This window comes from Erythrobacter sp. (assembly GCA_019739335.1).
In the GTDB taxonomy this organism is placed as follows: domain Bacteria; phylum Pseudomonadota; class Alphaproteobacteria; order Sphingomonadales; family Sphingomonadaceae; genus Alteraurantiacibacter.
In genome coordinates this window covers 2,001,063-2,026,530 of sequence record CP073261.1, presented here as the reverse complement: position 1 = coordinate 2,026,530, position 25,468 = coordinate 2,001,063, and the positions used below count along the sequence as shown (strand labels likewise).

General features: G+C 63.8%; 35 protein-coding genes and 1 tRNA gene. 26 read left to right on the top strand and 10 right to left on the bottom strand.

The features are described from left to right. Window positions 1-107: 107 nt before the first annotated feature. A complete protein-coding gene (gene pspF, locus JY451_09970) occupies window positions 108-1,133 on the bottom strand; it encodes a phage shock protein operon transcriptional activator (GenBank protein QZH74080.1) in 1,026 nt (341 codons plus the stop codon). 148 nt (window positions 1,134-1,281) lie between these two features. On the opposite strand from pspF, the gene JY451_09965 reads away from it, so the two are divergent. The 12 genes from JY451_09965 (at window position 1,282) to JY451_09910 (ending at window position 6,515) form a co-directional block, all read left to right on the top strand. After that, window positions 1,282-1,443, top strand: a complete 162-nt coding sequence (locus tag JY451_09965) for a hypothetical protein (protein QZH74079.1) — start codon at window positions 1,282-1,284, stop codon at window positions 1,441-1,443. Then, window positions 1,440-2,279, top strand: a complete 840-nt coding sequence (gene pspA / locus JY451_09960) for a phage shock protein PspA (protein QZH74078.1) — start codon at window positions 1,440-1,442, stop codon at window positions 2,277-2,279. Before JY451_09965 ends, pspA begins: the two co-directional genes overlap by 4 nt. 3 nt (window positions 2,280-2,282) lie before the next feature. Next, window positions 2,283-2,579, top strand: coding sequence for an envelope stress response membrane protein PspB (gene pspB / locus JY451_09955; protein QZH74077.1), 297 nt, complete (start codon window positions 2,283-2,285; stop codon window positions 2,577-2,579). After that, window positions 2,576-2,956, top strand: a complete 381-nt coding sequence (gene pspC, locus JY451_09950; protein ID QZH74076.1) for an envelope stress response membrane protein PspC — start codon at window positions 2,576-2,578, stop codon at window positions 2,954-2,956. Before pspB ends, pspC begins: the two co-directional genes overlap by 4 nt. Before the next feature lie 30 nt (window positions 2,957-2,986). Beyond that, a complete protein-coding gene (locus JY451_09945) occupies window positions 2,987-3,298 on the top strand; it encodes a hypothetical protein (GenBank protein QZH74075.1) in 312 nt (103 codons plus the stop codon). Next, window positions 3,298-3,627, top strand: a complete 330-nt coding sequence (locus tag JY451_09940; GenBank protein ID QZH74074.1) for a hypothetical protein — start codon at window positions 3,298-3,300, stop codon at window positions 3,625-3,627. The genes JY451_09945 and JY451_09940 overlap by 1 nt, the downstream gene beginning before the upstream one ends. After that, window positions 3,624-3,965, top strand: a complete 342-nt coding sequence (locus JY451_09935) for a hypothetical protein (protein ID QZH74073.1) — start codon at window positions 3,624-3,626, stop codon at window positions 3,963-3,965. The genes JY451_09940 and JY451_09935 overlap by 4 nt, the downstream gene beginning before the upstream one ends. Further along, window positions 3,965-4,261, top strand: coding sequence for a hypothetical protein (locus tag JY451_09930; protein ID QZH74072.1), 297 nt, complete (start codon window positions 3,965-3,967; stop codon window positions 4,259-4,261). The genes JY451_09935 and JY451_09930 overlap by 1 nt, the downstream gene beginning before the upstream one ends. Beyond that, entirely contained in the window at window positions 4,258-4,503 is a 246-nt protein-coding gene (locus JY451_09925) for a hypothetical protein (GenBank protein QZH74071.1), read from the top strand. Before JY451_09930 ends, JY451_09925 begins: the two co-directional genes overlap by 4 nt. 20 nt (window positions 4,504-4,523) lie before the next feature. Continuing rightward, a complete protein-coding gene (locus JY451_09920) occupies window positions 4,524-4,769 on the top strand; it encodes a hypothetical protein (protein ID QZH74070.1) in 246 nt (81 codons plus the stop codon). A gap of 24 nt (window positions 4,770-4,793) precedes the next feature. Then, entirely contained in the window at window positions 4,794-5,201 is a 408-nt protein-coding gene (locus JY451_09915) for a SufE family protein (GenBank protein QZH74069.1), read from the top strand. A gap of 75 nt (window positions 5,202-5,276) precedes the next feature. Further along, complete coding sequence (locus JY451_09910; GenBank protein ID QZH74068.1) at window positions 5,277-6,515, top strand: DUF3422 domain-containing protein; 1,239 nt, start codon at window positions 5,277-5,279, stop codon at window positions 6,513-6,515. On the opposite strand, the gene JY451_09905 is transcribed toward JY451_09910, so the two are convergent. The 3 genes from JY451_09905 to JY451_09895 are packed head-to-tail and all read right to left on the bottom strand — an operon-like array spanning window position 6,512 to window position 7,881. After that, window positions 6,512-6,901 (bottom strand): hypothetical protein, encoded by a 390-nt coding sequence (locus JY451_09905; GenBank protein QZH74067.1) that lies wholly within the window; start codon window positions 6,899-6,901, stop codon window positions 6,512-6,514. The genes JY451_09910 and JY451_09905 overlap by 4 nt on opposite strands. Continuing rightward, complete coding sequence (locus JY451_09900; protein ID QZH74066.1) at window positions 6,894-7,412, bottom strand: beta-carotene hydroxylase; 519 nt, start codon at window positions 7,410-7,412, stop codon at window positions 6,894-6,896. The genes JY451_09905 and JY451_09900 overlap by 8 nt, the downstream gene beginning before the upstream one ends. 43 nt (window positions 7,413-7,455) lie before the next feature. Next, window positions 7,456-7,881: an acyl-CoA thioesterase gene (locus JY451_09895; GenBank protein QZH74065.1), complete on the bottom strand. Its 426-nt coding sequence runs from the start codon at window positions 7,879-7,881 to the stop codon at window positions 7,456-7,458. Window positions 7,882-7,982: 101 nt separating this feature from the next. Here JY451_09895 and leuC point away from each other — a divergent pair, with 101 nt between their 5' ends. The 10 genes from leuC to JY451_09845 all read left to right on the top strand — a co-directional run bounded on the left by leuC (window position 7,983) and on the right by JY451_09845 (window position 14,590). Beyond that, on the top strand, window positions 7,983-9,425 hold the full coding sequence (leuC, locus tag JY451_09890) for a 3-isopropylmalate dehydratase large subunit (GenBank protein QZH76674.1): 1,443 nt from the start codon (window positions 7,983-7,985) through the stop codon (window positions 9,423-9,425). Then, window positions 9,412-9,945, top strand: a complete 534-nt coding sequence (locus tag JY451_09885; protein QZH74064.1) for a DNA-deoxyinosine glycosylase — start codon at window positions 9,412-9,414, stop codon at window positions 9,943-9,945. Before leuC ends, JY451_09885 begins: the two co-directional genes overlap by 14 nt. Beyond that, window positions 9,942-10,100 carry an isopropylmalate isomerase gene (locus tag JY451_09880; GenBank protein ID QZH74063.1) on the top strand — a complete coding sequence of 53 codons (159 nt, stop codon included), beginning with the start codon at window positions 9,942-9,944 and terminating at the stop codon, window positions 10,098-10,100. The genes JY451_09885 and JY451_09880 overlap by 4 nt, the downstream gene beginning before the upstream one ends. Further along, entirely contained in the window at window positions 10,100-10,705 is a 606-nt protein-coding gene (gene leuD, locus JY451_09875) for a 3-isopropylmalate dehydratase small subunit (protein ID QZH74062.1), read from the top strand. Before JY451_09880 ends, leuD begins: the two co-directional genes overlap by 1 nt. A 47-nt stretch (window positions 10,706-10,752) precedes the next feature. After that, complete coding sequence (locus JY451_09870) at window positions 10,753-11,076, top strand: DUF1476 domain-containing protein (GenBank protein ID QZH74061.1); 324 nt, start codon at window positions 10,753-10,755, stop codon at window positions 11,074-11,076. Continuing rightward, window positions 11,076-11,309 (top strand): BolA family transcriptional regulator, encoded by a 234-nt coding sequence (locus tag JY451_09865; GenBank protein QZH74060.1) that lies wholly within the window; start codon window positions 11,076-11,078, stop codon window positions 11,307-11,309. Before JY451_09870 ends, JY451_09865 begins: the two co-directional genes overlap by 1 nt. A 35-nt stretch (window positions 11,310-11,344) precedes the next feature. Then, a complete protein-coding gene (gene grxD, locus JY451_09860) occupies window positions 11,345-11,689 on the top strand; it encodes a Grx4 family monothiol glutaredoxin (GenBank protein QZH74059.1) in 345 nt (114 codons plus the stop codon). 48 nt (window positions 11,690-11,737) lie between these two features. After that, window positions 11,738-12,592: a hypothetical protein gene (locus JY451_09855; protein QZH74058.1), complete on the top strand. Its 855-nt coding sequence runs from the start codon at window positions 11,738-11,740 to the stop codon at window positions 12,590-12,592. Between the two features lie 10 nt (window positions 12,593-12,602). After that, complete coding sequence (locus JY451_09850) at window positions 12,603-13,220, top strand: SOS response-associated peptidase family protein (protein ID QZH74057.1); 618 nt, start codon at window positions 12,603-12,605, stop codon at window positions 13,218-13,220. Window positions 13,221-13,501: 281 nt separating this feature from the next. After that, a complete protein-coding gene (locus tag JY451_09845) occupies window positions 13,502-14,590 on the top strand; it encodes a glycoside hydrolase family 43 protein (protein QZH74056.1) in 1,089 nt (362 codons plus the stop codon). 165 nt (window positions 14,591-14,755) lie between these two features. Here JY451_09845 and JY451_09840 read toward each other — a convergent pair. After that, window positions 14,756-14,832 (bottom strand) — tRNA-Arg (locus tag JY451_09840). Between the two features lie 57 nt (window positions 14,833-14,889). Here JY451_09840 and JY451_09835 point away from each other — a divergent pair. Continuing rightward, on the top strand, window positions 14,890-15,642 hold the full coding sequence (locus JY451_09835) for a queuosine precursor transporter (protein ID QZH74055.1): 753 nt from the start codon (window positions 14,890-14,892) through the stop codon (window positions 15,640-15,642). A 13-nt stretch (window positions 15,643-15,655) separates the two neighbouring features. Here the strand turns inward: JY451_09835 and JY451_09830 are convergent, their stop codons facing one another. Beyond that, on the bottom strand, window positions 15,656-15,865 hold the full coding sequence (locus JY451_09830; protein QZH74054.1) for a PspC domain-containing protein: 210 nt from the start codon (window positions 15,863-15,865) through the stop codon (window positions 15,656-15,658). A 507-nt stretch (window positions 15,866-16,372) separates the two neighbouring features. On the opposite strand from JY451_09830, the gene recF reads away from it, so the two are divergent. After that, window positions 16,373-17,458, top strand: coding sequence for a DNA replication/repair protein RecF (gene recF, locus JY451_09825; GenBank protein QZH74053.1), 1,086 nt, complete (start codon window positions 16,373-16,375; stop codon window positions 17,456-17,458). Here recF and JY451_09820 read toward each other — a convergent pair. After that, the gene (locus JY451_09820; GenBank protein ID QZH74052.1) at window positions 17,455-18,186 is read right to left on the bottom strand and encodes an arylesterase; all 732 of its coding nucleotides are present in this window, start codon (window positions 18,184-18,186) and stop codon (window positions 17,455-17,457) included. The two genes, recF and JY451_09820, sit on opposite strands and share 4 nt — an antisense overlap. 27 nt (window positions 18,187-18,213) lie before the next feature. On the opposite strand from JY451_09820, the gene JY451_09815 reads away from it, so the two are divergent. Both JY451_09815 and JY451_09810 read left to right on the top strand, forming a co-directional pair. After that, window positions 18,214-18,912: an ABC transporter ATP-binding protein gene (locus JY451_09815; protein ID QZH74051.1), complete on the top strand. Its 699-nt coding sequence runs from the start codon at window positions 18,214-18,216 to the stop codon at window positions 18,910-18,912. 109 nt (window positions 18,913-19,021) lie between these two features. Next, complete coding sequence (locus tag JY451_09810; protein ID QZH74050.1) at window positions 19,022-21,532, top strand: ABC transporter permease; 2,511 nt, start codon at window positions 19,022-19,024, stop codon at window positions 21,530-21,532. 3 nt (window positions 21,533-21,535) lie between these two features. Here the strand turns inward: JY451_09810 and JY451_09805 are convergent, their stop codons facing one another. The 3 genes from JY451_09805 to JY451_09795 all read right to left on the bottom strand — a co-directional run bounded on the left by JY451_09805 (window position 21,536) and on the right by JY451_09795 (window position 25,356). Continuing rightward, a complete protein-coding gene (locus tag JY451_09805; GenBank protein QZH74049.1) occupies window positions 21,536-21,997 on the bottom strand; it encodes a DUF805 domain-containing protein in 462 nt (153 codons plus the stop codon). Between the two features lie 80 nt (window positions 21,998-22,077). Continuing rightward, window positions 22,078-22,539 (bottom strand): RDD family protein, encoded by a 462-nt coding sequence (locus tag JY451_09800; GenBank protein QZH74048.1) that lies wholly within the window; start codon window positions 22,537-22,539, stop codon window positions 22,078-22,080. A 129-nt stretch (window positions 22,540-22,668) separates the two neighbouring features. After that, window positions 22,669-25,356: a TonB-dependent receptor gene (locus JY451_09795; protein QZH76673.1), complete on the bottom strand. Its 2,688-nt coding sequence runs from the start codon at window positions 25,354-25,356 to the stop codon at window positions 22,669-22,671. Between the last annotated feature and the right edge of the window lie 112 nt (window positions 25,357-25,468).

Here is a 25,468-nt window from a genome sequence, read left to right as displayed (position 1 = left end):
CGTCTGGCGCCAGCCCTTCAGTGTCACGACAATGCCGGGATGGCGGCTATGTAGTCCTGCCCTTGGTGGAAAGCAACAGTCGAATTCTTCAATCGACAGGCACTTGACTAAGCCGCCGTCAAATCGTGTTTCTTGATACAGTGGCGTAGCTGGTCATAGGTCAGGCCTAGCGCCTTGGCGGTCTGGCGCTGGTTCCAGCGGTTGGCACCCAGCGCATATTCGAGAATCGCCTTTTCGTGCGCGTCTACCGCGCTGCGCAGATCATCTACACGGTCGAAGCGGGGCGTTGAAGCGGGTGCGGTAGTCGGCTTGCTTGTGGGAGCAGTCCCCGTGGCATGGACCGGCGGGGCGATCGGCTTCCATGGACTCTCGAACGGATCGAAGGCCACTTCGCCGATCGGCTGTTCCCAGTTGTCCCAGCGATAGACTGCACGCTCCACCACGTTGCGCAGTTCGCGCACGTTGCCCGGCCACGGATAGTCTTCCATCGCGAAGGCAATGTGATCGGTAAATCCCGGCCACTGCTCCCACCCCAGTTCCGCCGCCATCCGCCGCCCGAAATATTCGGCCAGCACCTGGATATCGCCTTCGCGCACCCGCAGCGGCGGCAGGGTGATCACCTCGAAACTCAGCCGGTCGAGCAGGTCGGGGCGGAAGCGGCCTTCCTCAGCCATGCGCGGCAGGTCTTCGTTGGTGGCGGCGACGATCCGCACGTCCACCCGGATCGGGCGGCTGGACCCGATTCGCGTCACTTCGCCATATTCCACCGCTCGCAGCAGCCGTTCCTGCGCGCCCATGCTCAAGGTGCCCAGTTCGTCGAGAAATAGCGTGCCTCCGTCGGCTTCCTCGAACCTTCCCTCGCGCGCCTTGGTAGCACCGGTAAATGCGCCTTGCTCGTGCCCGAAAAGTTCCGCCTCGATCAGCGTCTCCGGCAAGGCGGCGCAGTTCATCGTGACCAGCGGCCCTTCCCAGCGGTTGGACAGGCGATGCAGGCGTTCGGCGATCAGTTCCTTGCCGGTCCCGCGCTCGCCGATCACCAGCACCGGGCGGGCCATCGGCGCGGCGCGGCTGGCGCGTTCCACCGCATCGAGAAAGGCCCCCGATTGGCCGATAAATTGGGACTTGTGATCCATCCCCCAAGACATAGGAAATTTTCCCATATTCTGGCAAGAAAAACCATATCAAGCGAATGCGGCGACGCGAAAAACCACGGAAATCCGCCATTCCTGCGAATTGGCACGCGGGTTGCAATTCACCCCGCATACAGGTTTTCAGGAGTTTTTGAGCATGTTCAAGTCCGGCTTCTTTCGCACCCAGCTCGGCCATGCGGCGCTGGTGAGCATTGCCGCGATGATCGCCTTCACCGTGTTCGCACAGATGCAGCACGACATTGCCGGCAACGAGATGCTGCTCTCCGCCACGCCGATGGTTGAACTGGCATGACCGACCACAGCAAGAACCCGCTGGTGCCGATCGGTGACGGGCTCAAGCGCGTTGGCACGCGGCTCGATCAGGAGATCGAGCGGCTCCGCACCAGCCCCACGCCTACCGCACGCGCACTTTATTCCGGAGGAAACTGGATGGGTATTTTTTCCCGCACCCGTGACATTATCGCTGCCAATTTCAACGAGCTGCTCGACCAGGCAGACGATCCGGCGAAGATGATCCGCATGATCATCCTCGAAATGGAGGAAACGCTGGTGGAAGTGCGCGCCAGCGCCGCGCGGACGATCGCCGACCAGAAGGAAATGCACCGCCACACCGTGCGGCTGGACCGGTTGCAGGCCGACTGGGGCGAAAAGGCCCAGCTCGCGCTGAGCAAGGATCGCGAGGACCTGGCCCGTGCCGCGCTGATGGAAAAGCGCAAGGCGACCGACATGATCGATCAGCTGAAGCAGGAAATCACCGTCCTCGACGATGCCCTGCGCGCCTACGAGGCGGACATCGCCAAGTTGCAGCACCGGCTGCGCGAAGCCCGCAGCCGCCAGACCCAGATCGCTGCACGGCTGGAAAGCGCGGAAAACCGCGTCAAGCTGCGCAGCCTGATGACCAACGAACGGGTGGACGAAGCGCTGACCCGCTTCGACCAGCTCGAACGCCGGGTGGACTATGCCGAAGGTCGGGCGGATTCGCTCAGCATCGCGCAGGGCAATACCGGCAGCCTCGCAGACCAGTTCGCCGCTCTTGAAGGCGGTGACCGGGTCGATGAGGAACTGGAGGAAATGAAGCGCCTGCTCGGGAAGGGCAGTAGCGCCGACAAGACAAGTGAAGGGGAATAGACCGTGGAAGAGTTTTTTATCGTCGCGGCGATCTTCATCGCCCTGCCTTGGATCATCCTCCACTACGTGACCAAGTGGAAGACCGCCGCCACCATCACTACGGATGACGAGGCGCTGCTGGAAGATCTCTACAGTCTTGCCAAGCGGCTGGACGAGCGGATGGACACCGTTGAGCGGCTCGTTGCCGCCGACAATGTCGATTTTAAACCCGCCCGCATCCAGCACGATCGCGAAGTGGACAATGTTCCCTTGCGCGAACTGGAAGAACTGCTTGCTGAAAAGAAGGGAAATCGGAAATGAACAGCCCCCGCACAACGCTTTATCGCGACAAGCAGAATGGCAAGATCCTGGGTGTATGCTCCGGCGTTGCCGACTATACCGGGGTGAATGCCTTGTGGGTCCGGCTGGGTGCCATCATGATGGTGTTCATCACCAGCGGCGTCATCATTCCGATCTATATCATCATGGGAATCTTGCTGAACAAGAAGCCCGCGCACCTCTACTCTGCCGATCCGGGTGAAACGCAATATTGGCAGCGCGTTCGCCAGAACCCCAAGCGCACCGCCCGCGAAATCCGCGCGCAGATGAAGGATGTCGATCGTCGCCTGGCCGAAGTGGAAAGCTTCTACGTCAATTCCAATCCGCGCCTGACCGCCGAAATCGAACGGCTGCGCTGAGCCCACCGAACCGCATTGAGGGGAACTACAATGGGTGAGTTGATACCGATCGTTGCCATTATCTTCGGCTGCATGATCCCGATCGTCGCGATTTGGTCTAAGCACCAGCAGAAGATCGCCGAAATGCAAGTCGGTGCCACCGCCGAGCACACCGCCGAGAAAGCCGCGCAATATGCGACGCACATCCAGCGGCTCGAAGACCGGGTACAGGTGCTCGAACGGATCGTCACCGATCGCGGTTACGACATTGCCACCCAGATCGAGGCACTGCGCGATACCCGCTCTGTTGAAGCGGCGGACAACGGCGTGCCCGTGTCCTTTGCCAAGCGGGAGAACGTGTGATGGAATTCGTCATCTGGATCGTCGCCATCAGCACCATCGGCTGGCTGGTGAACAACTGGATTCGCGCCAAGCACGGCTATTCGCTGGAAGACGAATGGGGCGGCAAGACCGACCGTTCGGATACCCGCCAGAACGCTGCGCTCGCCGACCAGAATCGCAAGCTGATGGAAACGGTGGAGAAAATGCAGGATCGCATGATCGTGCTCGAACGCATCGTCACCGACAAGGGCTACACAGTCGCCGCCGAAATCGAGGCGCTGCGCGATAGTCCGCGCTCGCCCGGTAACGGCCTGCAGGTGGACTTCACCAACAAGGAACGCGTATCATGAGCCCCGATCTTGCCGCCATTCTCAACTATGTCCCGCTGATCGTGGCCGGAGCTGTGGTGATCTCGGTCGCCGGGATATGGGCCTCGGTCCACAGCACCAAACTCAAGATCAAGAACGGCTATCCGCTCGAAGGCATGTGGGGCCAGTCACTAAAGCCGCAGGGCACCAGCGAAGCGCTCGAACGGGTGACGCTGCTGACACAGGAAAACGCCCAGCTGCGCGCCGAAGTCGGCTCGATGAAGGATCGCCTCGCCAATGTGGAGCGGATCGTCACCGACAGTGGCTACCACCTGACGCACGAGATCGAGAACCTGCGCAGCAAGCAGGAGACGAATTGATGGACAGCGACCTCATGCTGATCTTCGCCTTTATCGTGGCGTTGCTGATGATCATCTTTCCCTTCGCCTACGTCCTCACCAGGCGCGAACACCAGCACAAGGAACGCAAACTGGAACTGCAAGCGCGGATCGAGGAAGCGAAGGCGGGCCAAATTGCGCGCGGGAACGAAGCCAGTCAGCAATTCGAAGACCGGCTGCGCGTGCTCGAACGGATCGTCACCGATCCATCGAACGATCTTTCGCGCCGGATCGAAGACCTGCGCGAACTCCAGACGCAAGGAGAAAGGGTTCTGTGAGCATGTGGAGCGCCATTGTCCTGATCGTGTTGATTATCGCGGTGGCCGGTTTGATGCGCGCCCGCTCCGGCAGCGGTGCTCCACCGCCAAATGATCGCCAGGACGTGCTGCCCAGCGAGCGGGAAGAGGAACTGGAGCACGAGGTGGAATCCTTGCGCGAGCGGGTGAAAGTGCTCGAACGCATTGCCACCGATCCGGCGCGGCGCACCGCCGAGGAAATCGAGAAACTGCGCGACGATTAGGAACGAGAGGCAGGGAGTACATGATGATGATGGAAGTCGACATGCTTGTTGCCGCCACCGCGCTGCTGGCGCTGGTAATCATGGCTGGCACCCTGCTGGCGGGCTGGCAGAGTTGGCTGGCGCTCAAGAACCGCGAACTGGACATGCGCCAGTTTCCGCCGGAGCGTGAGCGCGGATCGCCCGAAGGCATGGCCCGGATCGAGATTGCCGACCTCAAGGAACGCATCCGCAAGCTGGAAGCGATTGCCAGCGGGGTGGATTTGTAGACGCGATCCACTAGATGCGCAGCCATGCGCACCCTTACCGACATCCACGAAGAATTCGATTTTCTCGACAGTGACGAACGTTATCGCCTGCTGATCGAGCTGGGCCGCGAGCTGGAGGAGATGCCTGCCGCGCTCAAGACCGATGCCACTCTGGTGCGCGGCTGTTCGGCCCAGGTGTGGGTCTATCCTACCGGCGATGCAGAAAAGCTGCATTTCCTGGCAGACAGCAATGCCGCCATCACCAAGGGCATCGTTGCGCTGGTGATCGCCGCGGTACAGGACCGTCCTGCGGCCGAAGTAGCGGCGATGGACGTGGCCGAAGCGTTGGCCCCGTTCGATCTGAAGAACCAGCTCAGCTCCAACCGCACCCAGGGCGTACCCAACATGATTGCGCTGGTGCGCGAACACGCAGGCCGGATCGCCAGCAGCTAAGCCGTCGCGGGCCAAGGCCGGTATTGCCGGACTGCTCTGCATTTGCCATCCTCGCGCCAGCGGGGGTCAAGAGCAATGCGCGAACATGAATTGCGACGGCAGGTGGTATCGGAAATGCACCTGCGCCGCTGGCCATCGCTCACAGTGCCGGGCAAGGTCGTGCAATGGGTGCTGGTGACCGATCCAGACGAGCGCGCTGCGGAGGCCGCCCATCTCGATGCGGTCCTGCCCGCTCCGCCGGAAAATCCCAATGCAGCGCACCGCGCGGGCCATTTTGCCCCGGGCATTTCGGTCGCCTGGGAACGGCACAGCGAAGGCAGCAGTCTGACCCTGTTTGCCAACGGCGCCGATCCCGATCTTTCGGAAGCCCTGGCCTGGGCGCAGGACCTGCCCGGTCGTATTGTCCGCGCCTCGCGGCTCACCCTGCTGAAAGATGATCGGGCAGCGCAACGGCTGCTGCCGCAGATGCATTTTGCCACCGACGAAGTCGTCTCCTGCGTGATCGGGGGAAAGGCGCGGCTGTGGGCCGATTTCCGCCTGCAAGGCGATGGCTTCGGGCATTTTCTGGTGGCCGCCAACGGCATGGATGATCTTGATTTTACCCGCACTGTGCAGCGGCTGCAGGAACTGGGCAATTACCGCAACAAGGCGCTGCTCGGCCTGCCGATGGCGCAGGAACATTGGCCGCGCCTCGATGCCATTGAAAGCGAGCTGGCGAAGCTGGCTGATCGCCTGTGCGGCAGCGGCCAGCGCGATGACGAGCTGATGGCGGAACTTTCCTCGCTTTCGCTGGAGCTGACCACCGTGGCGACCATCATCGGCTATCGCATGAGCGCCACACAGGCCTATGCGCAACTGGTGCAGGAACGGCTGGAGGAACTGCAGGTCATCCCGATCGACGGTTTCGCCTCGCTCAACACCTTTACCAAGCGCCGCTTCCAGCCCGCCGTCCGGTTCTGCGAAGCGCTGACGGTGCGGGTCGAGCAATTGTCCGAACGCGCCGGCCGGCTCGGCAATTTGCTGCGGGCGCGGATCGATACGCGGATCGAGAACCAGAACGCCGAACTGATGCGCAGCATGGATCGCTCTTCGCGCCTGCAACTGCGGCTGCAACAACTGGTCGAAGGGCTCTCGGTCGTGGCGCTCAGCTATTACCTGCTTGGCCTTGTCGAAATGGCTTTGCACGGCCTTCCGGGCGTGGACGGAGCAACGGTGGTCGCGGTGCTGGTCGTGCCCACGATCTTCCTGGTCTGGCTGGGCATCCACCTCGCCAAGAAGCGGTTGCTGGGTGTCTGCGAAAGCGGGGTAGCCTAGCGATCGACCTCCTCGGTCGCCCGCGCCTCTTCCTCCACTTTCACGCTCTCGGAGCGGGTCATCTCGAAGGTACCGTTCCATTCGAGCAAGCTCCACACGCCCCAGATGCGATTGCCATCCTCGCTCAGCTGGCCGACGTAATCGACGGGGTTTTCATAGCCCATGCTCGCCTTGCGATAGGTCTTGGTGAAATCCACCGCCGCGCCCGCCACCACACCCGCGATCACCGCTTCGGTGGTGGCGGAAGGCCGGTAGAGGTCCGGCTCGATGATGCTGCCTGAAAAGTTGCCGCCGCTCTGGGTGATCGTGGCGAGGAAGGGCGTGACCGGACCTGTCCCGGCGGGATAGGCGAATTGCCCGTCCCATGTCCCCGTCAGGTCAGGCACCCGCGCTGTCGCGCACCACGGCAATGCCCGCCTCGCGCTGGCGCTTGAGATCGGCCTTCAGCGCCGCCGGATCGCGGGCGAACAGGAAGCCGAAGCTCACCCCGCCCTCCTTGCCGATCGTCGCATGATGCAGCTTGTGCGCCTGCACCAGCCGCTTGGCATAGCCGCGCTTGGGCACCCAGCGGAAATAGCGCTGATGCACCAGCCCGTCATGCACCAGCGTATAGATGATGCCGTAGCCGAGGATGCCGATCCCGATCCACGTCGCCGGGATCCACGCCGCATCGCCGAGAACCAGCGGACTGCCGAGCGCGAACATTGAAATGCTCATCGCTGCCCCGACGACGCCGTAGAGATCGTTCTTCTCGAACGTGTTGTCATGCGGCTCATGATGATCGCGGTGCCAGCCCCAGCCCCAGCCGTGCATGATGTATTTGTGGCTCGACCAAGCGACCATTTCCATCGCGAGGATGGTGGCGATCACGATCAGGATGGGTATGAGAACGTCCATAACGGCCATATAGGCTGCTGCGCGCGCCGACGCAAAGCCGCCTTTAGTCGCCGGTTACAGCGGCCTGCTTGCGTGGAATGCCGAAGTGCGTTTCCGCCACGTCGCGGTCGATCCGCGCCGGTCGCAACGTCGTCGCGTCGATGCAGCACCACATGCTCTGCACTTCGGCCAGCACGTCCTCGCCCCGGCGGATCACCGTGTTGTAGAAACTGCGCGCGCCGGCGATCTTTTCCAGCACCGTCTCGGCAATCACCTCGTCGTTGAGGAACGCGGGGCGGCGATAAGTGATCTCGTGCTTCAATGCGACCCAGGCCTTGCTCGCCACTTCTTCTGCCGGGGCCAGCTTGTTCCAGTGCGCCAGCACGACATCCTGCACCCAGTTCAGATAGCGGGCGTTGTTCACATGGCCCATGAAATCGATATCGGCGGGCAGGATGCGGATCGGCATGGAATAGGATTTGGCTGACATAGCTGTAAGTTAGGCATGAATAGTTAAACTTCCAAGTCGGAATGCAAATCATTTTTGGCATTTCCTTGGCGCGCCTGCCGCGCCGCGCTATCTGGCCCGCCATGGCCAGCAAACCGCGCACGCTTTACGAGAAAATCTGGGACGCTCATGTGGTGGAGCGGCGCGAGGATGGCACTTGCCTGATCTTCATCGACCGGCACCTGGTCCACGAAGTCACCAGCCCACAGGCGTTCGAGGCGCTGCGGCTGAACGGGCGCAAGGTCCGGAGGCCCGAACTGACGCTGGCGGTGCCCGATCACAACCTGCCCACCACCGCGCGCACCGATGCCAGCGGCGCGCGAATTCCGATTGCCGATGGCGAAAGCGCGCAGCAGCTCGCCGCGCTGGAACGCAACGTCGCCGAATTCGGAGTGCGCTATTTCGGTGCTACCGCGCGCGAGCAGGGGATCGTCCATGTGGTCGGCCCGGAACAGGCCTTTTCGCTGCCCGGCACTACCATCGTCTGCGGCGATTCGCACACCGCCTGCCACGGCGGGATCGGCGCGCTGGCCTTCGGGATCGGCACCAGCGAAGTCGAGCATGTGCTCGCCACGCAGACGCTGCTGCTCACTCCGTCCAAAACGATGGAAGTGCGGGTGGAAGGCACGCTCGGCCCCGGCGTCACGCCCAAGGACCTGATCCTGCACATCATCGGTGTGATCGGCACCGCGGGCGGTACCGGCCACGTGATCGAATATCGCGGCGAAGTATTCGAGAAGATGAGCGTCGAAGGCCGCCTCACCGTGTCCAACATGAGCATCGAGGGCGGTGCACGCGCGGGGCTGATCGCGCCCGACGAAACAACTTTCGCCTATCTCAAGGGCCGCCCCTTCGCGCCGCAGGGCGAGGAGTGGGGCGCGGCGGTGCAATACTGGCGCACGCTCCATTCGGACCCCGACGCGCGGTTCGACAAGTCGATCACTATTCTTGCCCGCGATATCGAGCCGACCGTCACCTGGGGCACCAGCCCCGAAGACGTGGTGGCGATCGGCGGCGTGGTCCCCGCGCCCGAGAGCTTCGCCGATCCTTCGAAGCAGGATGCCGCGCGCAAGAGCCTTGAATACATGGGCCTCGCTCCCGGCACGCCGATACGCGAAGTCGAGGTGCAGAACATCTTCATCGGCAGCTGCACCAACAGCCGCATCGAAGACCTGCGCGCCGCTGCTGCCGTGCTGCGCGGGCGGCGGATTGCGGGGAACATCAAATGGGCCATCGTCGTCCCCGGATCGGGGCTGGTGAAGGCAATGGCGGAGGCCGAAGGGCTCGACCAGGTGTTCACCGATGCCGGAATGGAATGGCGCGAACCGGGCTGCTCGGCGTGCCTCGGCATGAACCCGGACAAGGTCCCGCCGGGAGAACGCTGCGCCTCCACCAGCAACCGCAATTTCGTCGGCAGGCAAGGTCCGGGCGCGCGCACCCACCTCGTCTCGCCAGCAATGGCGGCAGCAGCGGCGGTGACCGGGCGATTGACCGACGTCCGCGAACTGGCGCGTGAACCTGCGTAAGAGCTCGTTCCCTCCGGTCGTGGGGGACAATTGCCGCGTGCTGATCCTCGGCAGCCTGCCCGGCGAAAAGTCGCTGGCGCAGCAGCAGTACTACGCTCATCCGCGCAACCTTTTCTGGCACCTGATCGGGCAGGTCATCGATGTCGAACTGGTAGGGCTGCCCTACCCCGCACGGCTCAACACACTGCGCGAAAACGGCGTCGGCCTGTGGGACGTGGTCGCCAGCGCCCAACGCGAGGGTAGCCTCGATGCGCAGCTTCGCAACCCCACCGCCAACCCGATCGCCGCGCTATGCCAAACCCTCCCGCACCTGCGCGCGGTCGCTTTCAACGGCGCCACTGCGTTCAAGCTCGGCAGCGCACTGGTCCCGGCTGAAGTTCCGACAGTAAAACTGCTGTCCTCCAGCCCTGCCAACGCCGGATATTCGGCGGACCAGAAGTCAAAACAATGGACAATCCTGCGCGAATTCCTGCACCCCATCTTGTCACCGCAAGGTGAAGGCCCCATTGCAGAATCATGACAAAGAAAATCTCCGGAAAGGCCGCGATGGCGGCGGGTGCGGTCGGTTCGGCGGCGGTTGCGGCGGCGCTGCTTTACGTCAACCGGCGCAAGAAGAAGAACGAGCCGACCCAGCCCGGCCCGATTCCCAGCGGCGAAAAGCCGGAGACCGATTGATGGAACCGCTGCGCAGCGTCGAGGGCCGCGCGATTCCGTTCGGCCGCAAGAATGTCGATACCGACCTGATCATTCCGGCGCGCTGGCTCAAGACGGTCAGCCGCGAGGGCATGGGCCAGGGCGCGTTCGAATCGGTGCGGGCGGACGATCCCCACAACGTGTTCGACCAGCCCGAATTCGTCCGTGCGCCGATCCTGATCGCAGGGGACAACTTCGGCTGCGGCTCCAGCCGGGAGCACGCCGCATGGGCGCTGCTCGATCTGGGCATCACCGCAGTTATCGCGCCGAGCTTTTCGGATATTTTCGCCGGCAACGCATTCAAGAACGGCATCCTCACCGTGGCCCTGCCGCAGGCGGCGGTGGACCGGCTGCTTGAAGTCGCGCAGACCGATCCGGTCTCCATCGACCTTGAAGCACAGACCGTCACCACGCCGTTCCAGGATCGCTTCACCTTCAAGATCGATGCCTTCCGCAAGCACTGCCTGCTCGAAGGGCTGGACGAAGTCGGGCTGACCCTGTCGCGCGATGAGGCCATTTCGGACTATGAAGCGCGGCTCGTCAGGTCGCGCCCGTGGCTGGCGCGCGGAACGGGTGTTGCGGCCTGAACCTTGCCGCCCTATTCCCCGCGCAAGATCTTATCAGGAGCACCAGCATGACCGATTTCAAAGACCGCGAACGCGCCGAGGAAGCCCGGTTCGCGATGGACGAGGAAACCGCCTTCCGCGTCGCCGCCCGCCGTAACCGGTTGCTGGGCGAGTGGGCGGCGGGGCTGATGGGTCTCACTCCGGAAGAAACCGATGCCTACAAGAAAGCCGTGGTGCAGGCGGATTTCGAGGAAGCCGGTGACGAAGATGTCGTCCGCAAGCTCGTCGGCGATCTCACCAGCGCGGGCTGCAACGTGGACGAAGCCACGGTGCGCGCCATGCTGGAGGAAAAGACGGTCGAATCGCGCCGCCAGCTGATGAGCGATTCCTGATGCCGATGCCCGCCGCGCAGATCGAGGAACTGATCAAGGCCGCGCTGCCCGATGCCGAAGTGACGATTACCGCGCTGGCGGACGATAACGATCACTGGCAGGCGCGGGTCATCTCGGCGCAATTCGTCGGCAAGAGCCGGGTGCAGCAGCACAAGCTGGTGTTCGCCGCGCTCGGCGGACGGATGGGCGGCGAACTTCACGCCTTGCAACTGCACACCGGCGTTCCCAACTGAATCGCCAGAGACATACTCCTTCGGGTGGGAAATTTATGACTGATACTAACGCCGATACCAATCAGCGCCTCTCGCAAATCGTAAACGGCTCCGACGTCGTGCTGTTCATGAAGGGCACCCCGCTGTTCCCGCAGTGCGGTTTCTCCAACAAGGCGGTGGCCATCCTCGACCATTGCAAGGTCGCCTTCGACAGCGTCGACGTGTTGCAGGACATGGAAGTGCGGCAGGGCATCAAGGCCTTTTCCGACTGGCCGACCATCCCGCAGCTCTACGTGAAGGGCGAATTCATCGGCGGCAGCGACATCATGATGGAAATGTTCGAAGCGGGTGAATTGCAGGCGCTGCTGGACGAAAAGCAGGTTGCCCGCGCGGAGGATTGATCCTCCCGCTTCAGCCGCGGTAAAGGCGCACCAGCTACCGGAGCTGCCATGATCCGCATCTTCGCCGCCTCCCTGCTCGCCATCACCCTGCCCGCCGCGGCGCTGGCGCAGGAAATCCCCGATCTTGCCGCCCGCTCGCAGGCGGCGCGCGAAGCCGAGGAAATTGCCCGGCTGATGAGCGATGTGCAGGACGCGGTGGCGCTGGCGCAGGTGCAATATGCGGGCATGGTGGGCGGCTCTCCCGGTCCCGGCTATCAGGGCGCGATTGCCTATCCCAGCGAGGACCTTGGCGTGTGGCGCGCGGTAATCGTCGGGCGGCAGGGCGACGGGCCGGATGCGACCTGGCTGGCGCTCGCCGAATACGATATCGCGCAGGGCGAGATTCTCTCCGAAACGCTCCATCCCGGCAATGCCGTGCCGCCGCTCGAAGGCGTGGCCTCGGCGATGGCGCAGGCGCGCTATTTCGCCCCGCGCGCGGTGCTGGCGTCGAATTCGGCCGCCTTCTGCCTCGACGAAGGCGTGAGCGCGAGGGCAGTGACCTTCGCCACGCTTGTCCTGCCCCCGCGCGACGATGGCACTTTCGATGCCTATGTCCTCAACGGCCCGATCGAAGAAGGCGCGATCCCGCTGGGCCGCCATTACCGAGTTGGGTTCGACCAGTTCGGGATTGACGGCGCACCCGAACTGGTGATCGACACCTGCGAAGTGGTGACCTGGGATCCTGCCAGTACCGACTTGGCAAGTGCTATCTACCAGACCGAACAGGACGAGGGCATCGCGCCGACGCCGGTCCACGCCTTTCTCTCCGGCCTGCTGCCGATGCGACTGGGCGTGGTGACTGGGGACATCGTCTGGCAGATTACCGACGGCATGATCGCCCCGCCCGTCCCCACCACCCCGTAGGCCACACGCTATGTGCAACCTCTACAAGATGGCGAAATCGCAGGACGAGGTGGCGCATTTCTTCGATGCCATTGCGCAGGATATGGCCGTCAGCCCCGGCGGCAATGCGCCGGAAATGATCTACCCCGGCTATCCCGGCACAGTGCTGGCTGAGGGCAGGTTGCAGCAGATGGTCTGGGGCTTCCCGCTCGCGCGCACCGGAGCCAAGGGCCAGCCGCTCAAGCCCAAGCCGGTCAACAATGCCCGCGCCGACAAGCTGCAATCGCCGTTCTGGTCCGCCAGTTTCCGCGCTCGCCGCTGCCTGATCCCCGTGTCCGCCTTTGCCGAGGCCGAGGGCGAGCGCGGGCGGATGACGCGGACCTGGTTTGCGATGCCGGAGGACGAGCTGTTCGCGGTCGCGGGGCTGTGGCGCGACAGTGCGGAGTGGGGCCGGGTCTATACGATGGTGATGACCGAGGCCTGCCAATATGTGCAGGGTGTGCATGACCGGATGCCGGTGATCCTGCGGCAGCATGACTGGCGCGACTGGCTGGACGGCGCACCCGATGCCGCGCACCTGCTATGCCGCCCTTTCCCCGACGCCATACGGGTTGATCGTACGGACGAGCCCTGGGCCGGTCGGCGCTAGTTTTTCGCGGATTTTCGGCAGGGAAGACTTCGGGGAGGCGGGACCGGGAGACTGGTTGGGGACCATTTGGACGGCCCCGCCTCTATCGAAGACCTTGGGTACGCAAGTAACATTGCACGGCGCGTGCCAGTTTGCGCGAATGGCGGATTTGTGCGGCAGACGATGGTTGGCAAAAGATTAATGGCCGCCTTCGCTGTAAAGATCGCCGACAAATCGCAACTTGCCTTTTCCCCTCTTCGCAATTGTGGTAGCGCTACCACCATAAAGGAACAGGAGAGAACATGTCGGCAAGAATCGGTTCGCGCGCGGTAGTGCTCGGCGCAGCTTTGGCGCTTGCAGGGTGCGCCACCACGGAAAGTACGAGCGAAGCGAGCCCGCCTTCGCACTATCTCGCGCCGCCGCTGGTCAGCGAATATTTCACTGCGGACCCTTCCGCCCATGTCTGGGAAGATGGCCGAATCTACGTCTACACTAGCCACGATGTCGACAATCCGCTGATCGCGGCAGGAGGCGCGGACGCTTTCGACATGCGCGACTACCTGATCCTGTCGATGGACGAACCCGGCGGCGCGGTGACGGTGCATCCGCCGGTGCTGAACGTGGACAGCGTGCCTTGGGCCAGCCGCCAAATGTGGGCACCCGACGCCGCCTACCGCGACGGCACCTATTACCTCTACTTCCCCGCCAAGGATGAGAATGACGTGTTCCGCATCGGCGTGGCCACCTCCTCCAGCCCGACCGGACCCTTCACCGCCCAGCCCCAGCCCATGCGCGGCTCCTACTCGATAGACCCTGCGGTGATGCGCGATGCCGATGGCGAGCACTACATGTATATCGGCGGCATCTGGGGCGGCCAGTTGCAGCGCTGGCAATCGGGCGCATATGATCCCACGGGGCCCGACCAGGACGATACGCCCCCTGACGACCCGGCCATCGCGCCGGTGGTGGCGCGGCTCGCCCCCTCGATGCTCGAGTTCGCGGAGGAACCGCGGCGGGTGCAGATCCTCGATCCCGACGGCTCGCCGATCACCGCGGGCGACCATGACCGGCGCTTCTTCGAAGGCGCCTGGGTATTCCGCCGGGGCGACACCTACTACTTCACCTATTCGACCGGGGACACGCACTACCTCGTCTACGCCACCGGCACTTCGCCCTACGGACCGTTCACCTATCGCGGGCGAATCCTCGAACCGGTGGAAGGCTGGACCACCCACCATTCGATCGTCGAAGTCGATGGCGCGTGGTACCTGTTCTACCACGACACCCAGTTGAGTGGCGGCGTGACCCACCTGCGCAACGTGAAAATGACCCCGCTCGAATTCCGCGCCGACGGCAGCATCGTCACCATCGATCCGATGCCGGGGGACTGATCGCGCGCCAAGGAAAGCTCGGCGCACCGCGCCGCAAGGGCGACCGCCCGCCCGCAGCGGCCCCGCAGCCGGAGCGAAGCCCCGGCGAGGGGAACAGCCGCGAGGACGAAGGCGCGGAGGCGCCTTCGAAAAACTGGAAAGGCCATTTCCTGCGCCGGCAGGAAATGGCGCGCCCGGCAGGATTCGAACCTGCGGCCTCAGGATTAGAAGTCCCGTGCTCTATCCAGCTGAGCTACGGGCGCGTGGCATGGGCCATTAGCGATGTTTGCAGCTTCCGCAAATGCGGTTAGTCATCGGAAATGGATCAGGGGACCAGCACCAGCACCACGAAAATCGCCGGAAGCAGCGCGGTGCCTGCGCAGTTCCGCTATTTTCCCTATGTCATGGCGGCCTTCGTCGCCATCCTGCTGCTGAGCAACATCATCGGCGCGTCCAAGCCCAGCTACGTGGTGCTGCCGGGCGGCGCGCAGTGGGCGTTCGGCGCGGGAGTGCTGTTCTTCCCGATCAGCTACATCATCGGCGACGTGCTGACCGAGGTCTACGGCTATGCCAACGCTCGCCGGGTGATCTGGACCGGGTTTGCCGCGCTGCTGTTCATGGCCTTCATGGCCTGGGTGGTGGTGGCGCTGCCAGCGGCGGAAGGGTGGCCGGGGCAGCCTGCCTACGAATTCGTGTTCGGCAATTCGTGGCGGATCGTGCTCGCCAGCATGGTCGCCTTCTGGGCGGGAGAATTCGCCAATTCGTTCGTGATGGCGAAGATGAAGGTCTGGACCGGGGGACGGATGCTGTGGAGCCGTACCATCGGTTCGACCGTGGTCGGCCAGGGGCTCGACAGCCTGGTCTTCTACCCGCTTGCTTTCTACGGGCTGGCCGGTTGGCCGATCGAGACGCTGTGGCAGGTGGTCCTTTCCCAGTGGCTCATCAAGGTAGCATGGGAAGCGCTGCTGACGCCGTTCACTTATCTGGTGATCAATTTCCTCAAGCGCCGCGAAGGGGTGGAAGTGTTCGATACCGATACCGACTTTTCTCCCTTCGGCGCGAGTAGCCGGTAGGTGGGTTGCCGGCCTATTTGGCCAGCAACCACACCGCGAGGTAGATGACGATGAAGCTGCCGAACCCGGCAATCGCTCCGATCGCGAAGATCAGCCGGACAATCAGCGGATCCATGTTGAAGTAGTTGGCAATCCCGGCGCACACGCCGGCGATCTTGCCGTTGGTCTTGTCGAGGCGGAAGCCGACGGGGCTTCCGCCGCCCGAAGTGCGAAGATCGTTCATGCGAGAATTCCTGCAACGGTGGTGGCGGCGGGGTTCGCGAAGCTCGTGACGAGCAACGTCGTGGTGATGGCAAGCGCGCCGAAGGCTGCGAGGATCTTGCTGGCGACGGACTCGGTATTCATTTTCATTACTCCCTGTGTTGAAGTGGTTGGCGATCAGGCCAGCACGGTGATGAGGCTGGTGGCATTGGGGTTGGCGAAGCTCGACACCAGCAGCGTGACAGTGATGGTCAGCGCGCCGAAAGCGGCGAAAATGCGGGTGGCGATTTCATTGGTCTGGGTCATTTTGGGTCTCCTAAGTTTGGGTTCGAAGCGGGCTTGCTTCATGCAACCAACACTGCAGGAGCCGTGCCAAACCGTGAAAGTGGCGGAATTCTGCCATTTCCGTTCACGGACCAGACAGGTTGCAGGAATTTACATCCCAAGCATTGGGAATTTTTCCCATCTTGCGGGATGTAGTTTTCCGGTGGCTTGCGCAACGGCGGTGGAATAGGACGCGCAGGCTCCTATGCCGCTCGATCGCATCACCCTATCCAGCTTTCGCAACCACGCCGGAACATGGCTCGAGGGCACGCGCCAACTGAACCTGCTGGTGGGGGAAAACGGCGCGGGGAAGACCAACGTGCTCGAAGCGCTCTCCCTCTTCGCGCCCGGTCGCGGGCTCCGGCGCGCGGCACTGGGCGATATGGCCGGGTTGGCGGGCACGGGCGGATTTGCGGTCAGCGCAAGGCTCGACCCGGGCGATGGCGGCGAGCCGGTGCAACTGGGCACCGGCGTGCAGGCCGAGCGCCCGGGGCGGCGGATCGTGCAGGTCAACGGTGCCGAAACGAGCGCGGCAAGCCTGGGCGAATGGCTTGCGCTGGGCTGGCTGACCCCGGCGATGGACCGGCTGTTCGCCGACAGCGCGGGCGCACGGCGGCGCTATATGGACCGGCTGGCGGTGGCGCTCGACCCCGCCCACGCCCGCCACGCCGCGCGCTACGAAGCAAGCCTGCGCGAACGGAACCGGCTGCTGGCGGATGATCGCGCGCCAGATCCTGCCTGGGTCGATTCGATCGAGACACAGATGGCTGCTGCCGGAGCGTCACTGGCGCAGGGTCGCGCGCTGCTGGTGGAGCGGTTGTCCGCCGAACTGGCAGCCGTGCCTGCCGAACCCTTCGCCCGCCCGGCGCTTACCCTCGTCCCCGGCGGCGCGCAGGAGGAAGCGGCACTGCGCACGGCCCTCGCCGCCAGTCGTCCGCGAGACCGGGCAGCGCAGCGCACGCTGATCGGCCCGCACCGCGACGAATTGCAGGTAACGATGGCCAGCAAGGGCATGCCCGCCGCCGAATGTTCGACCGGCGAGCAGAAGGCGATGCTGATCGCCATCACCCTCGCCCATGCCGCGCTGGCCGCTCGCGGTCGGCCCAGCCTGCTGCTGCTCGACGAAGTGGCCGCGCATCTCGATCCGCTACGGCGCGAGGCGCTGTTCGAACGGCTGCGCGGCGGTGCTACGCAGGTATGGCTGACCGGGACCGAGGCGGGGCCGTTCGCGGGTATCATCGACGATGCCTCGACGTGGCAAGTGGCAGACGGGACAGCTGAACGAATCTAGCGGGATGCATCCTCTTCCGGTAGCGCGCCAATCACCGTATCCACAGTTGCGGCGACCATTTCCTCTACCCCCTGCGGCGTGGGATGCACGCGATCGGGCAGGAGCAGGTCCGGGTTTTCGAACAGCGGCTGCATGAAGAACGGCACCAGCACGGCGTCGTACTCCTCTGACAGTGCGGGATAGATCCCGTCGAATTCGGCCTGGAACTGCGCCCCATAATTGGGCGGCGCGCGCATCCCCATCAGCACCACCGGAATCTCGCGCGCGGCCAGCGCGTCGAGAATGCCGGTCAGGTTGGCGCGCGATTGTTCGGGCGAAATGCCGCGCAGCAGGTCGTTGCCGCCCAGCTCGACAATGGCCAGATCGGGAACCTCGCCGAGATTGTCGAGCACGAAGCCGATCCGTTGCAACCCCGCCGCAGTGGTGTCGCCGGACACGCCCGCGTCGATCACCCGCGCATTGATCCCGCGTGCGCGCATCACGGCTTCGAGCTTCTCGGGATAGCCCTGATCTTCCTCCAGTTGGTACCCCGCCATCAGGCTGTCGCCGAAGCCGAGGATCACCCGCTCCGGCCCCATCACCGGCAGTACCTCCTCGATGGGCGCATCGGCAGCGGTGGGAGCCTCTGCCGGGGGAGCCGTCGCACCACAGGCGGCCAAAGCAGCGGCGGGGATGATCGACAAAGCGCGCCTGACGCTCCGCCACGGTCTTTCGGATGGCTTGTTCATAACGCATAGCTATGCCATCGCACCAACGTGACAAGTCCCCCTGATGCAACTCCCGTCATTTCCGCCCGCAACCTTCGCCTGACGCTTGGCGAGGGGGACGCTGCGGTGGAAATCCTGCGCGGTATCGATCTCGATGTCGCGCCCGGTGAAACCCTCGCGCTGCTCGGCCCATCGGGCAGCGGCAAGAGCTCGCTGATGGCGGTGCTGACGGGGCTGGAACGCGCCACGTCGGGCCAGTTGATGGTGGCGGGTGCCGATTTCACCGCCTTGAATGAGGACGCCCTCGCCCGCGCGCGGCGCGGCCGTATCGGTATTGTCCTGCAAGCGTTTCACCTGCTGCCGACAATGACGGCGGTCGAAAATGTCGCTACCCCGCTCGAACTCGCGGGCACCGAGGGCGCGTGGGAACGGGCCAAGGCGGAACTCGAAGCGGTCGGCCTCGGCCATCGCCTCACTCACTATCCGGCGCAGCTTTCGGGCGGCGAGCAGCAGCGCGTCGCCATCGCCCGCGCCATCGCCTCGCGCCCGCCGCTGATCTTCGCCGACGAGCCGACCGGCAATCTCGACACCGCCACCGGTGGCAGCGTGGAAGACGTGCTGTTCCGCCGCCGCGAGGAAACCGGCGCGACGCTGATCGTCATCACCCACGATCCGCACTTGGCCCAACGCTGCCACCGCGTTGTGACGCTGGCTGACGGGCTGATCGCGAGTGATGTCAGTGGGTGATGCTGGTAACCCTCCCCTCCGCCTTGCGGGAGGGGCCGGGGGTGGGCCTGAAGCCGCACGGGTGGTCGTTCCCACCCCTAACCCCTCCCGCCAGCAGGAGGGGGACAGAATGAGTTGGACACGGGCCTGGACCATTGCCCGGCGCGATCTGGCGAGCGGGTTTCGCGGCCTGCGGCTGCTACTGGTGTGCCTGTTCCTCGGCGTCGGCGCGCTCGCGGCGATAGGCTCGCTAACTTCGGCGATTCAGGGCGAGCTGGACTCGCAGGGGCAGACGATCCTCGGCGGCGATTTTGAAGTTGAACTGTGGCAGCGGCAATTGACCGGCGAGGAAAGCGAATTTCTCGCGCAATATGGCACGCTGTCGCCGGGATACCGCTTGCAGGCCATGGCCAGCACCGAAGAAGTCGCCGTGCCGATCGAACTGAAGGCGGTGGCGGACAATTACCCGATGTTCGGCACGCTGCTGCTCGAAGGATCGGGCGCGGCCTCGGCTCCGGCGGCGGGTGAGGCGTACCTTTCCTCCGGCGCGGCGGAGCGGCTGGACGTGGCTTTGGGCGATTCAATCACCATCGGCACGCAACAGATGACCGTGGCAGGGATCATCGCCGAGGAACCGGATCGCTTGTCCGAAGGCTTCGCGCTCGGCCAGACCGTGATCGTTCCGCTGGAAATGCCCGAAACGGCGGGGCTGACCGCGCCCGGCGCGATGTTCGAAAGCAAGACCCGCCTCGCCTTCGACAGCCCGACCGATGCCGAAGCGCTGGAAGAAGCGCTGGCGGAAGAATTCCCCGGCGTTCCCTTCGATACCCGCACCGCAGATCGCGCCAGCCCCGGCGCGGAGCGGTTCGTCAGCCAGATGGGCGAATTCCTTGCGCTGGTCGGCCTCGCGGCGCTGGTGATCGCCGGGATCGGCATAGGTGGCGGAGTGAATTCCTATCTGGAGGCGCGGCGCAATTCTATCGCCACGCTCAAGATCCTCGGCGCGACATCGGGCGATATTGCCCGCATCTATGCGCTGGAAGTGGGCGCCGCGGCTTTGGCGGGTTCGCTCGCCGGATTGGTGGCGGGCGTGCTGGTGACGCCGCTGCTGGCCTCTGCGCTCGGTTCGCTGCTGCCGGTGACAAGCGACTTCGTGGTCGATCCATGGGCGCTGCTGCGCGCTTTGCTGTTCGGACTGCTGGTGGCGCTGGTCTTCGCCGCGCCGCCGCTTGCCCGCGCCAAGAGCTTCCCGGCGATGGCGCTGATGCGCGCGCGGGTCTCACCGCTGGCCCGCCAGTGGCGCGATGCGGCGCTGCCGGTGGGGCTTGGTCTCGCCGGGATCGCGGTGCTGGCGATTGCCTTCTCGCCGCAGCCGTTGCTCTCGGCAGGGTTCCTCGCCGGGACTGCCGCCGTGCTCGGCCTGCTGGCGCTGTTGGGGCGCGGCATCCGGTCCGCCGCCGCGCGCGCACCGCGCCCGGCCGATCCGATTGCCCGCGCCGCGCTCGCCAATCTCCACCGCCCCGGTGCCGCTACCGGCGCGCTGGTGACCGCGCTCGGCTTCGGCCTCAGCGCCTTCGTGCTGCTGGCCTCGCTGCAATCGAGCCTCGACGGTAATATCCAGCGCTCGGTGCCCGAACGCGCGCCCGACTATTTCGTGCTCGACATCCCCAAGGACGGGCTGGAGCAGTTCTACACCATCGTGGACGATATTTCGTCCGATGCGGTGGTGGACGCCGTACCGACCATGCGCGGCTCAATCGTTTCCTACGGGCCGGAGGACGCGCAGATCGTCGTCGCCGAGCTGGAGGAATTGCCCGAAGGCGCCTGGGGCCTTTCGGGCGAGCGCGGGCTGACCTACGCCGCTGACCTGCCCGAAGGCAATGTGGTGACCGACGGTGAATGGTGGCCCGACGACTACGACGGCGAGAACCTCGTCTCGGTGGACGAGGAACTCGCCCTCGCTGCGGGGATCGAAGTCGGCCACTCCATCACCGTGTCGATCCTCGGCGTCGAGCGCACTGCGCGGGTGGCCAACCTGCGGCGGATCGACTGGGAAAGCCTCGGCTTCAACAACGTCTATATCTTCTCCCCCAACACGCTGGAGGACACCCCGCACAATCTCGCCGCCACTATCGACCTGCCTGAGGGGACCGAAGCGGGCGGCCTGCTGCGCAGCCTCGTCACCGCCTTCCCCTCGTCCAGCGTGATAGAAGTCGGTCCGCTGCTGACCGAAGCGCGGGCCATCCTCGACCAGGTCTCGCTCGCTATCCTTGCCGCCGCCTCGGTGGCGGTGCTGGCGGGGATCGCGGTGCTGCTCGGCGCGATTGCGGCCGCGCGGGCGGCGCGCACCTATGATACCGTGATCCTGCGCGTGCTCGGCGCGAGCCGGGGGCAATTGCTGGCGCTGCAATTCGCCGAATTCGGCCTGCTCGCGGGCGTGCTGGCGGGCGTAGCGCTGCTGCTGGGGACCGGGGTGGCGTGGCTGATCGTCACCCAGATGTTCGAATTCGACTGGCTGCCCGACTGGACCGAAATCCTCGCCGTGCTCGGCGGCGGGCTGGTGCTTGTGCTGGCCTTCGCCTTCGCCGCCTCGCTCCCGTTGCTGCGGGCGCGCCCGGCGCAGACGTTGAGGTCGTTGTAAGGCCTACCTGAAAACGCTCGCCATGCCCGGATCGAACGGGCTTGGCCCCCACTTGTTGGTTCCTTCCTGGCTTGGCAGGCACAGGAATACCAGCAGGACCAGATAGCCGGGAAAAGTGATCATGTTCACCAGCGGGACGAAGCCCGCAATGATCAGCCCGCCGTACCACCAGCCCGACAACCCACGATCGTGCAGGCGGCGCACGGTGACGGCGGTGACAGGCACCAGCGTTCCCAGCCACCATATCACCAGCAGAACCGCTCCGATCATGAACATGATCGTGCCGCCCCATTCCTGTTCCGGGTTCCAGGATTCTAGTCCGGTCCATGGTATGCCGGACATGGCAATCAGCCCCAGCACTATGGTGACGATCCAGAAGAACAGCGTGAACATCCAGAATTCCATCCGCCGCGAACGACCGCTGAAATCGGCGTATCGCTTCAACGGCAGGATCATCCATCCCATAGGTAGAGTCCTCTCGTTCCCACTGACAAAAAGAGGGGCGCGATGGCCCCTCTTTTCTTTCGGTTAGCGCAAACTGGCAATCAGTCGAAAACGCCCGCCGTACCGTGGCTTCCTGGCTGGCCCTTGAGCACCAGCGTCCCTGCCAGCATATCGTGCAGGCCCTGCTTCTTGTCGGTGAAAGCGACCATGATGAAACCGATCAGCAGGATGAGGGCCGAGAGGATCTTGGCGAAATAGCGGCCGATGGCCTTCCCCAGGCTGATGCGGTTGCCGTTGGTATCGGTAACGATCAGGCCGCAGGCCTTCTTGCCCAGTGTTGCCTGCCAGGATGAACTTTCCATTCCGCCGAAATATGCCACGCCGATGGCAATGCTTACCAGATTGAGCAACGGGCTGGTTGCGCCCATCACATCGTTGGGATCGGTAGCCGTCATGCCACCCGTGGCGCCGAAAATCCCCCCGATCACTGCGCCGACAATTCCGAGCAGAATCGCATCAATCAGATAGGCACCCACGCGAATCCAGAAACCGGCATAAGGCATTTTGAAGTCCCCCTTCGTTGCAAACCAATGGGCGCGAAACCATCACACATTGCAGCTTCTGGCAAGGCGTATTCAAATAAAAAGGGGGCCAAATCGGCCCCCTTTCCAGAATTCAGCAATTTCAGCAGCTTACCAGCGGAAGCGGCCGGTGACGCCGTAGGTAGCCGGATCGTTCGGATAGCCCGATACGCTGCGCGGCTGCGCCGGGCTGTCGAATACCGTGCCCAGATAGCGGTCGTCGAGGATATTGCGTCCCCAGACCGAGACCTGGAACCCGCAATCGCACTCGTAGGTCAGCGAAGCAGTGAGATTGTTCTGGCGTCCGGTGAACGGCAGACCGGCGGCAATTGCCGGGGCACCATCGGTGATCGTGCCATCGGGACCGCGTACCGCAAAGGCGGGCAGGCCTTCGACAAGCTGGTACTCGCTGGACCAAAGATAGTTGATGCGCGGCACAAGCTGGCCATTGCCGACATCGGCTTCATACTGCGCACCTACGATCACGGTGAATTCGGGAATGCCCGAAGGCGTAGTGCCCGAAATGTCGCCCTGCGCCGATTGCACGAAGCTGTCGAAAGTCGGGTCAAGGTAGGTCACTGCCGCGTTTATGGTGAGATCGTCTACCGGATACCACTGGCTTTCGAATTCCACGCCTCTGGTGGACAGGCTACCCGCGTTCGCGAGCACGAAGCCCGATCCGGTGAAGATGTTGGACTGGAAGCCGTCGATCTCCTGATCGAACACCGTAAGGTTGATCGAGGCCCAGTCGAAATTGGCCTTGATCCCCGCTTCCATCACAGCGGATTCTTCCGGCCCGGCAAAGCGCGAACCATAGGTCTGGTTCGGCTGTTCCAGACCGGCCGCAATGATTGCTGCGCGGTCGATCAGTGAAGGCCGGGCATCGCGCGACAGGTTTATCGAACTGGCCTTGAAGCCGGTGGCGTAGCTGGCGTAAATGTTCACGTCCGGCGTCACATCGTAGGCGAGGCGAGCGGTGTAGCTGAAATTATCGTCTCTCACCCGGCCGTCCTCGACCGAGTTGGGTAGCCCGAGGAACGGCGGCAGGAATTGCAGCGCGCGCAGCGGGTTCAGCGGATTGGCCAGCGGGTTGTTGACATTGGCTGCGGCGAACGCCTGTGCCCCGGCAAGGATCGTCGGGAAGGCAGCTGCCCCCGCCGCACCGGCAGGGCTGGTGCCGGTAGCGAAGGCGGTGACTTCGGCAGCGGTTGCCGAACGACCTAGGCCGAGCTGCGTACCCACGGTGGCTGCCACGGCACCCTGCGTCAGCACCTGCCCGCGGAACGGAGCAAGCTGCGGCGCATCGAAATCGATCGACGAGAACACGTCGGTCGAAACTGCTTGTTGGGTGAAGTCCTTGCTATCATCGGTGTAGTTGCCGCCCAGCGTCAGCACCAAGCCATCGACAATTTCGAAATCAACCTGCCCGAACAGCGAATAGGCTTCCGAATTCAGCGTGTAGGCTTCGGTGAAGCCCTGCCCCTGGTTGAAGAAAGTACCAACGTAGTTCTGGCCGAAGGCAGCGCTGAACACCTGCTCCAGCGGAACCGCGCCGGGCGCGGCAGGCGTCGGGAAGAGCGAAAACGCGCCACCGGACTGGCTGGCAACTACCAGGTTGGCATAGTTGCGGAAATCCGCACCATAGAGCAACTGGTTCGACTGATCGACGTCCTCGTTGATGTAGAAAATACCCAGCAACAGGTCGATCCGGTCACCGATCGATCCGGCAATACGGAATTCCTGGGTGAAGGTATCGATCGTGAGATCCTGCGAGTTGGGGTAGATCAGGTCGGCGCTGGAGAAGTCCGAATCCTGCACGGTCACGGCGTCGGTCGTGCGGCTGGAGGTGATCGAGGTGAAAGTGAAATTGCCGACATCGTAATCCAGCTGGGCGGAAATGCCCTGGTTGACGATGTCGTTGGTAGAATCGAAGTTGTTGTAGGTGACATCGGCAAACGGGTTGTTCGGATCGGCCACCTGGCCGCCCACAGCCAGAATGGCGCCGGTCGCAGGGCCGCTTTGCACATTGATCGCGTTGCAGCACACTTCATCGATGCTGTCGTAATCGGCAATGATCCGCAGCGACAGATTCTCGCCGTTGTCGATCAGCGCCTGCCCGCGAACAAACCAGCGATCGCGGTTGTTGACGCTGCTGCCGGTGTTCAGGTCTTCGAAGAACCCGTCTCGGCTATTCATGCCGCCAGCGATGCTGACCGCCACTTCATCGGAAAGTGGGCCGGTGACGTAACCGCGTGCGACAAGTGCGTCGTAGTTCCCGTAAGTGAGTTCGGCCGATCCGCCGAAGTCGAACTGCGGTTCCTCGGTGACGACCGAGATCACGCCCGCCGAAGCGTTCTTGCCGAACAGCGTGGACTGCGGGCCGCGCAGCACTTCGACACGTTGCACGTTGGGAAGGTCAGAGATCGAGGATGCCGTGCGGCTGCGATAGACGCCGTCGATGAACACGCCGACCGAAGGCTCGATCCCGGCGTTGTTCGCGCCGTTGCCGAAGCCGCGGATGAAGAAGCCGGTGTTGGCGCTCGACTGGCGCTGCCCGACGGTGAGCGAGGGGACGACGGTCTGCAGATCGCGGATGTCGCGGATCTGGTCCCGCTCCAGCGTTTCTGCGCCGGTCACGGACACGGCGACGGGAATTTCCTGCAAGGTGGTTTCGCGCTTGGTCGCGGTCACCACGATCTGGTTGCCCTGCGCGGCTTCCTCATCGGCATCTGCCGGATCGGCATCCTGCGCCAAAGTCACACCGGGAACGAGAAGCGCGGCCGCAGCTACGCCGCACATGAACTTGCGCGAATAACCGGCAGAGCCGGCACGAACCTTTGTCATTGATTTCTCCATCTCTCCCGCCGGATCGGGGACGCCACCTTCATGGTGGTCATCCCGCCCCCTCTGC

Excerpts from the sequence above, each read along its gene's own strand:
- pspF (QZH74080.1), bottom strand. The coding sequence starts at position 1,133 with ATGGATCACAAGTCCCAATTTATCGGCCAATCGGGGGCCTTTCTCGAT.
- pspA (QZH74078.1), top strand. The coding sequence starts at position 1,440 with ATGACCGACCACAGCAAGAACCCGCTGGTGCCGATCGGTGACGGGCTC.
- pspC (QZH74076.1), top strand. The coding sequence starts at position 2,576 with ATGAACAGCCCCCGCACAACGCTTTATCGCGACAAGCAGAATGGCAAG.
- JY451_09945 (QZH74075.1), top strand. The coding sequence starts at position 2,987 with ATGGGTGAGTTGATACCGATCGTTGCCATTATCTTCGGCTGCATGATC.
- JY451_09940 (QZH74074.1), top strand. The coding sequence starts at position 3,298 with ATGGAATTCGTCATCTGGATCGTCGCCATCAGCACCATCGGCTGGCTG.
- JY451_09935 (QZH74073.1), top strand. The coding sequence starts at position 3,624 with ATGAGCCCCGATCTTGCCGCCATTCTCAACTATGTCCCGCTGATCGTG.
- JY451_09930 (QZH74072.1), top strand. The coding sequence starts at position 3,965 with ATGGACAGCGACCTCATGCTGATCTTCGCCTTTATCGTGGCGTTGCTG.
- JY451_09920 (QZH74070.1), top strand. The coding sequence starts at position 4,524 with ATGATGATGATGGAAGTCGACATGCTTGTTGCCGCCACCGCGCTGCTG.
- JY451_09915 (QZH74069.1), top strand. The coding sequence starts at position 4,794 with ATGCGCACCCTTACCGACATCCACGAAGAATTCGATTTTCTCGACAGT.
- JY451_09910 (QZH74068.1), top strand. The coding sequence starts at position 5,277 with ATGCGCGAACATGAATTGCGACGGCAGGTGGTATCGGAAATGCACCTG.
- JY451_09900 (QZH74066.1), bottom strand. The coding sequence starts at position 7,412 with ATGGACGTTCTCATACCCATCCTGATCGTGATCGCCACCATCCTCGCG.
- JY451_09895 (QZH74065.1), bottom strand. The coding sequence starts at position 7,881 with ATGTCAGCCAAATCCTATTCCATGCCGATCCGCATCCTGCCCGCCGAT.
- leuC (QZH76674.1), top strand. The coding sequence starts at position 7,983 with ATGGCCAGCAAACCGCGCACGCTTTACGAGAAAATCTGGGACGCTCAT.
- JY451_09880 (QZH74063.1), top strand. The coding sequence starts at position 9,942 with ATGACAAAGAAAATCTCCGGAAAGGCCGCGATGGCGGCGGGTGCGGTC.
- leuD (QZH74062.1), top strand. The coding sequence starts at position 10,100 with ATGGAACCGCTGCGCAGCGTCGAGGGCCGCGCGATTCCGTTCGGCCGC.
- JY451_09870 (QZH74061.1), top strand. The coding sequence starts at position 10,753 with ATGACCGATTTCAAAGACCGCGAACGCGCCGAGGAAGCCCGGTTCGCG.
- JY451_09865 (QZH74060.1), top strand. The coding sequence starts at position 11,076 with ATGCCGATGCCCGCCGCGCAGATCGAGGAACTGATCAAGGCCGCGCTG.
- grxD (QZH74059.1), top strand. The coding sequence starts at position 11,345 with ATGACTGATACTAACGCCGATACCAATCAGCGCCTCTCGCAAATCGTA.
- JY451_09855 (QZH74058.1), top strand. The coding sequence starts at position 11,738 with ATGATCCGCATCTTCGCCGCCTCCCTGCTCGCCATCACCCTGCCCGCC.
- JY451_09850 (QZH74057.1), top strand. The coding sequence starts at position 12,603 with ATGTGCAACCTCTACAAGATGGCGAAATCGCAGGACGAGGTGGCGCAT.
- JY451_09845 (QZH74056.1), top strand. The coding sequence starts at position 13,502 with ATGTCGGCAAGAATCGGTTCGCGCGCGGTAGTGCTCGGCGCAGCTTTG.
- JY451_09835 (QZH74055.1), top strand. The coding sequence starts at position 14,890 with ATGGATCAGGGGACCAGCACCAGCACCACGAAAATCGCCGGAAGCAGC.
- JY451_09830 (QZH74054.1), bottom strand. The coding sequence starts at position 15,865 with ATGAACGATCTTCGCACTTCGGGCGGCGGAAGCCCCGTCGGCTTCCGC.
- recF (QZH74053.1), top strand. The coding sequence starts at position 16,373 with ATGCCGCTCGATCGCATCACCCTATCCAGCTTTCGCAACCACGCCGGA.
- JY451_09820 (QZH74052.1), bottom strand. The coding sequence starts at position 18,186 with ATGAACAAGCCATCCGAAAGACCGTGGCGGAGCGTCAGGCGCGCTTTG.
- JY451_09810 (QZH74050.1), top strand. The coding sequence starts at position 19,022 with ATGAGTTGGACACGGGCCTGGACCATTGCCCGGCGCGATCTGGCGAGC.
- JY451_09805 (QZH74049.1), bottom strand. The coding sequence starts at position 21,997 with ATGGGATGGATGATCCTGCCGTTGAAGCGATACGCCGATTTCAGCGGT.
- JY451_09800 (QZH74048.1), bottom strand. The coding sequence starts at position 22,539 with ATGCCTTATGCCGGTTTCTGGATTCGCGTGGGTGCCTATCTGATTGAT.
- JY451_09795 (QZH76673.1), bottom strand. The coding sequence starts at position 25,356 with ATGTGCGGCGTAGCTGCGGCCGCGCTTCTCGTTCCCGGTGTGACTTTG.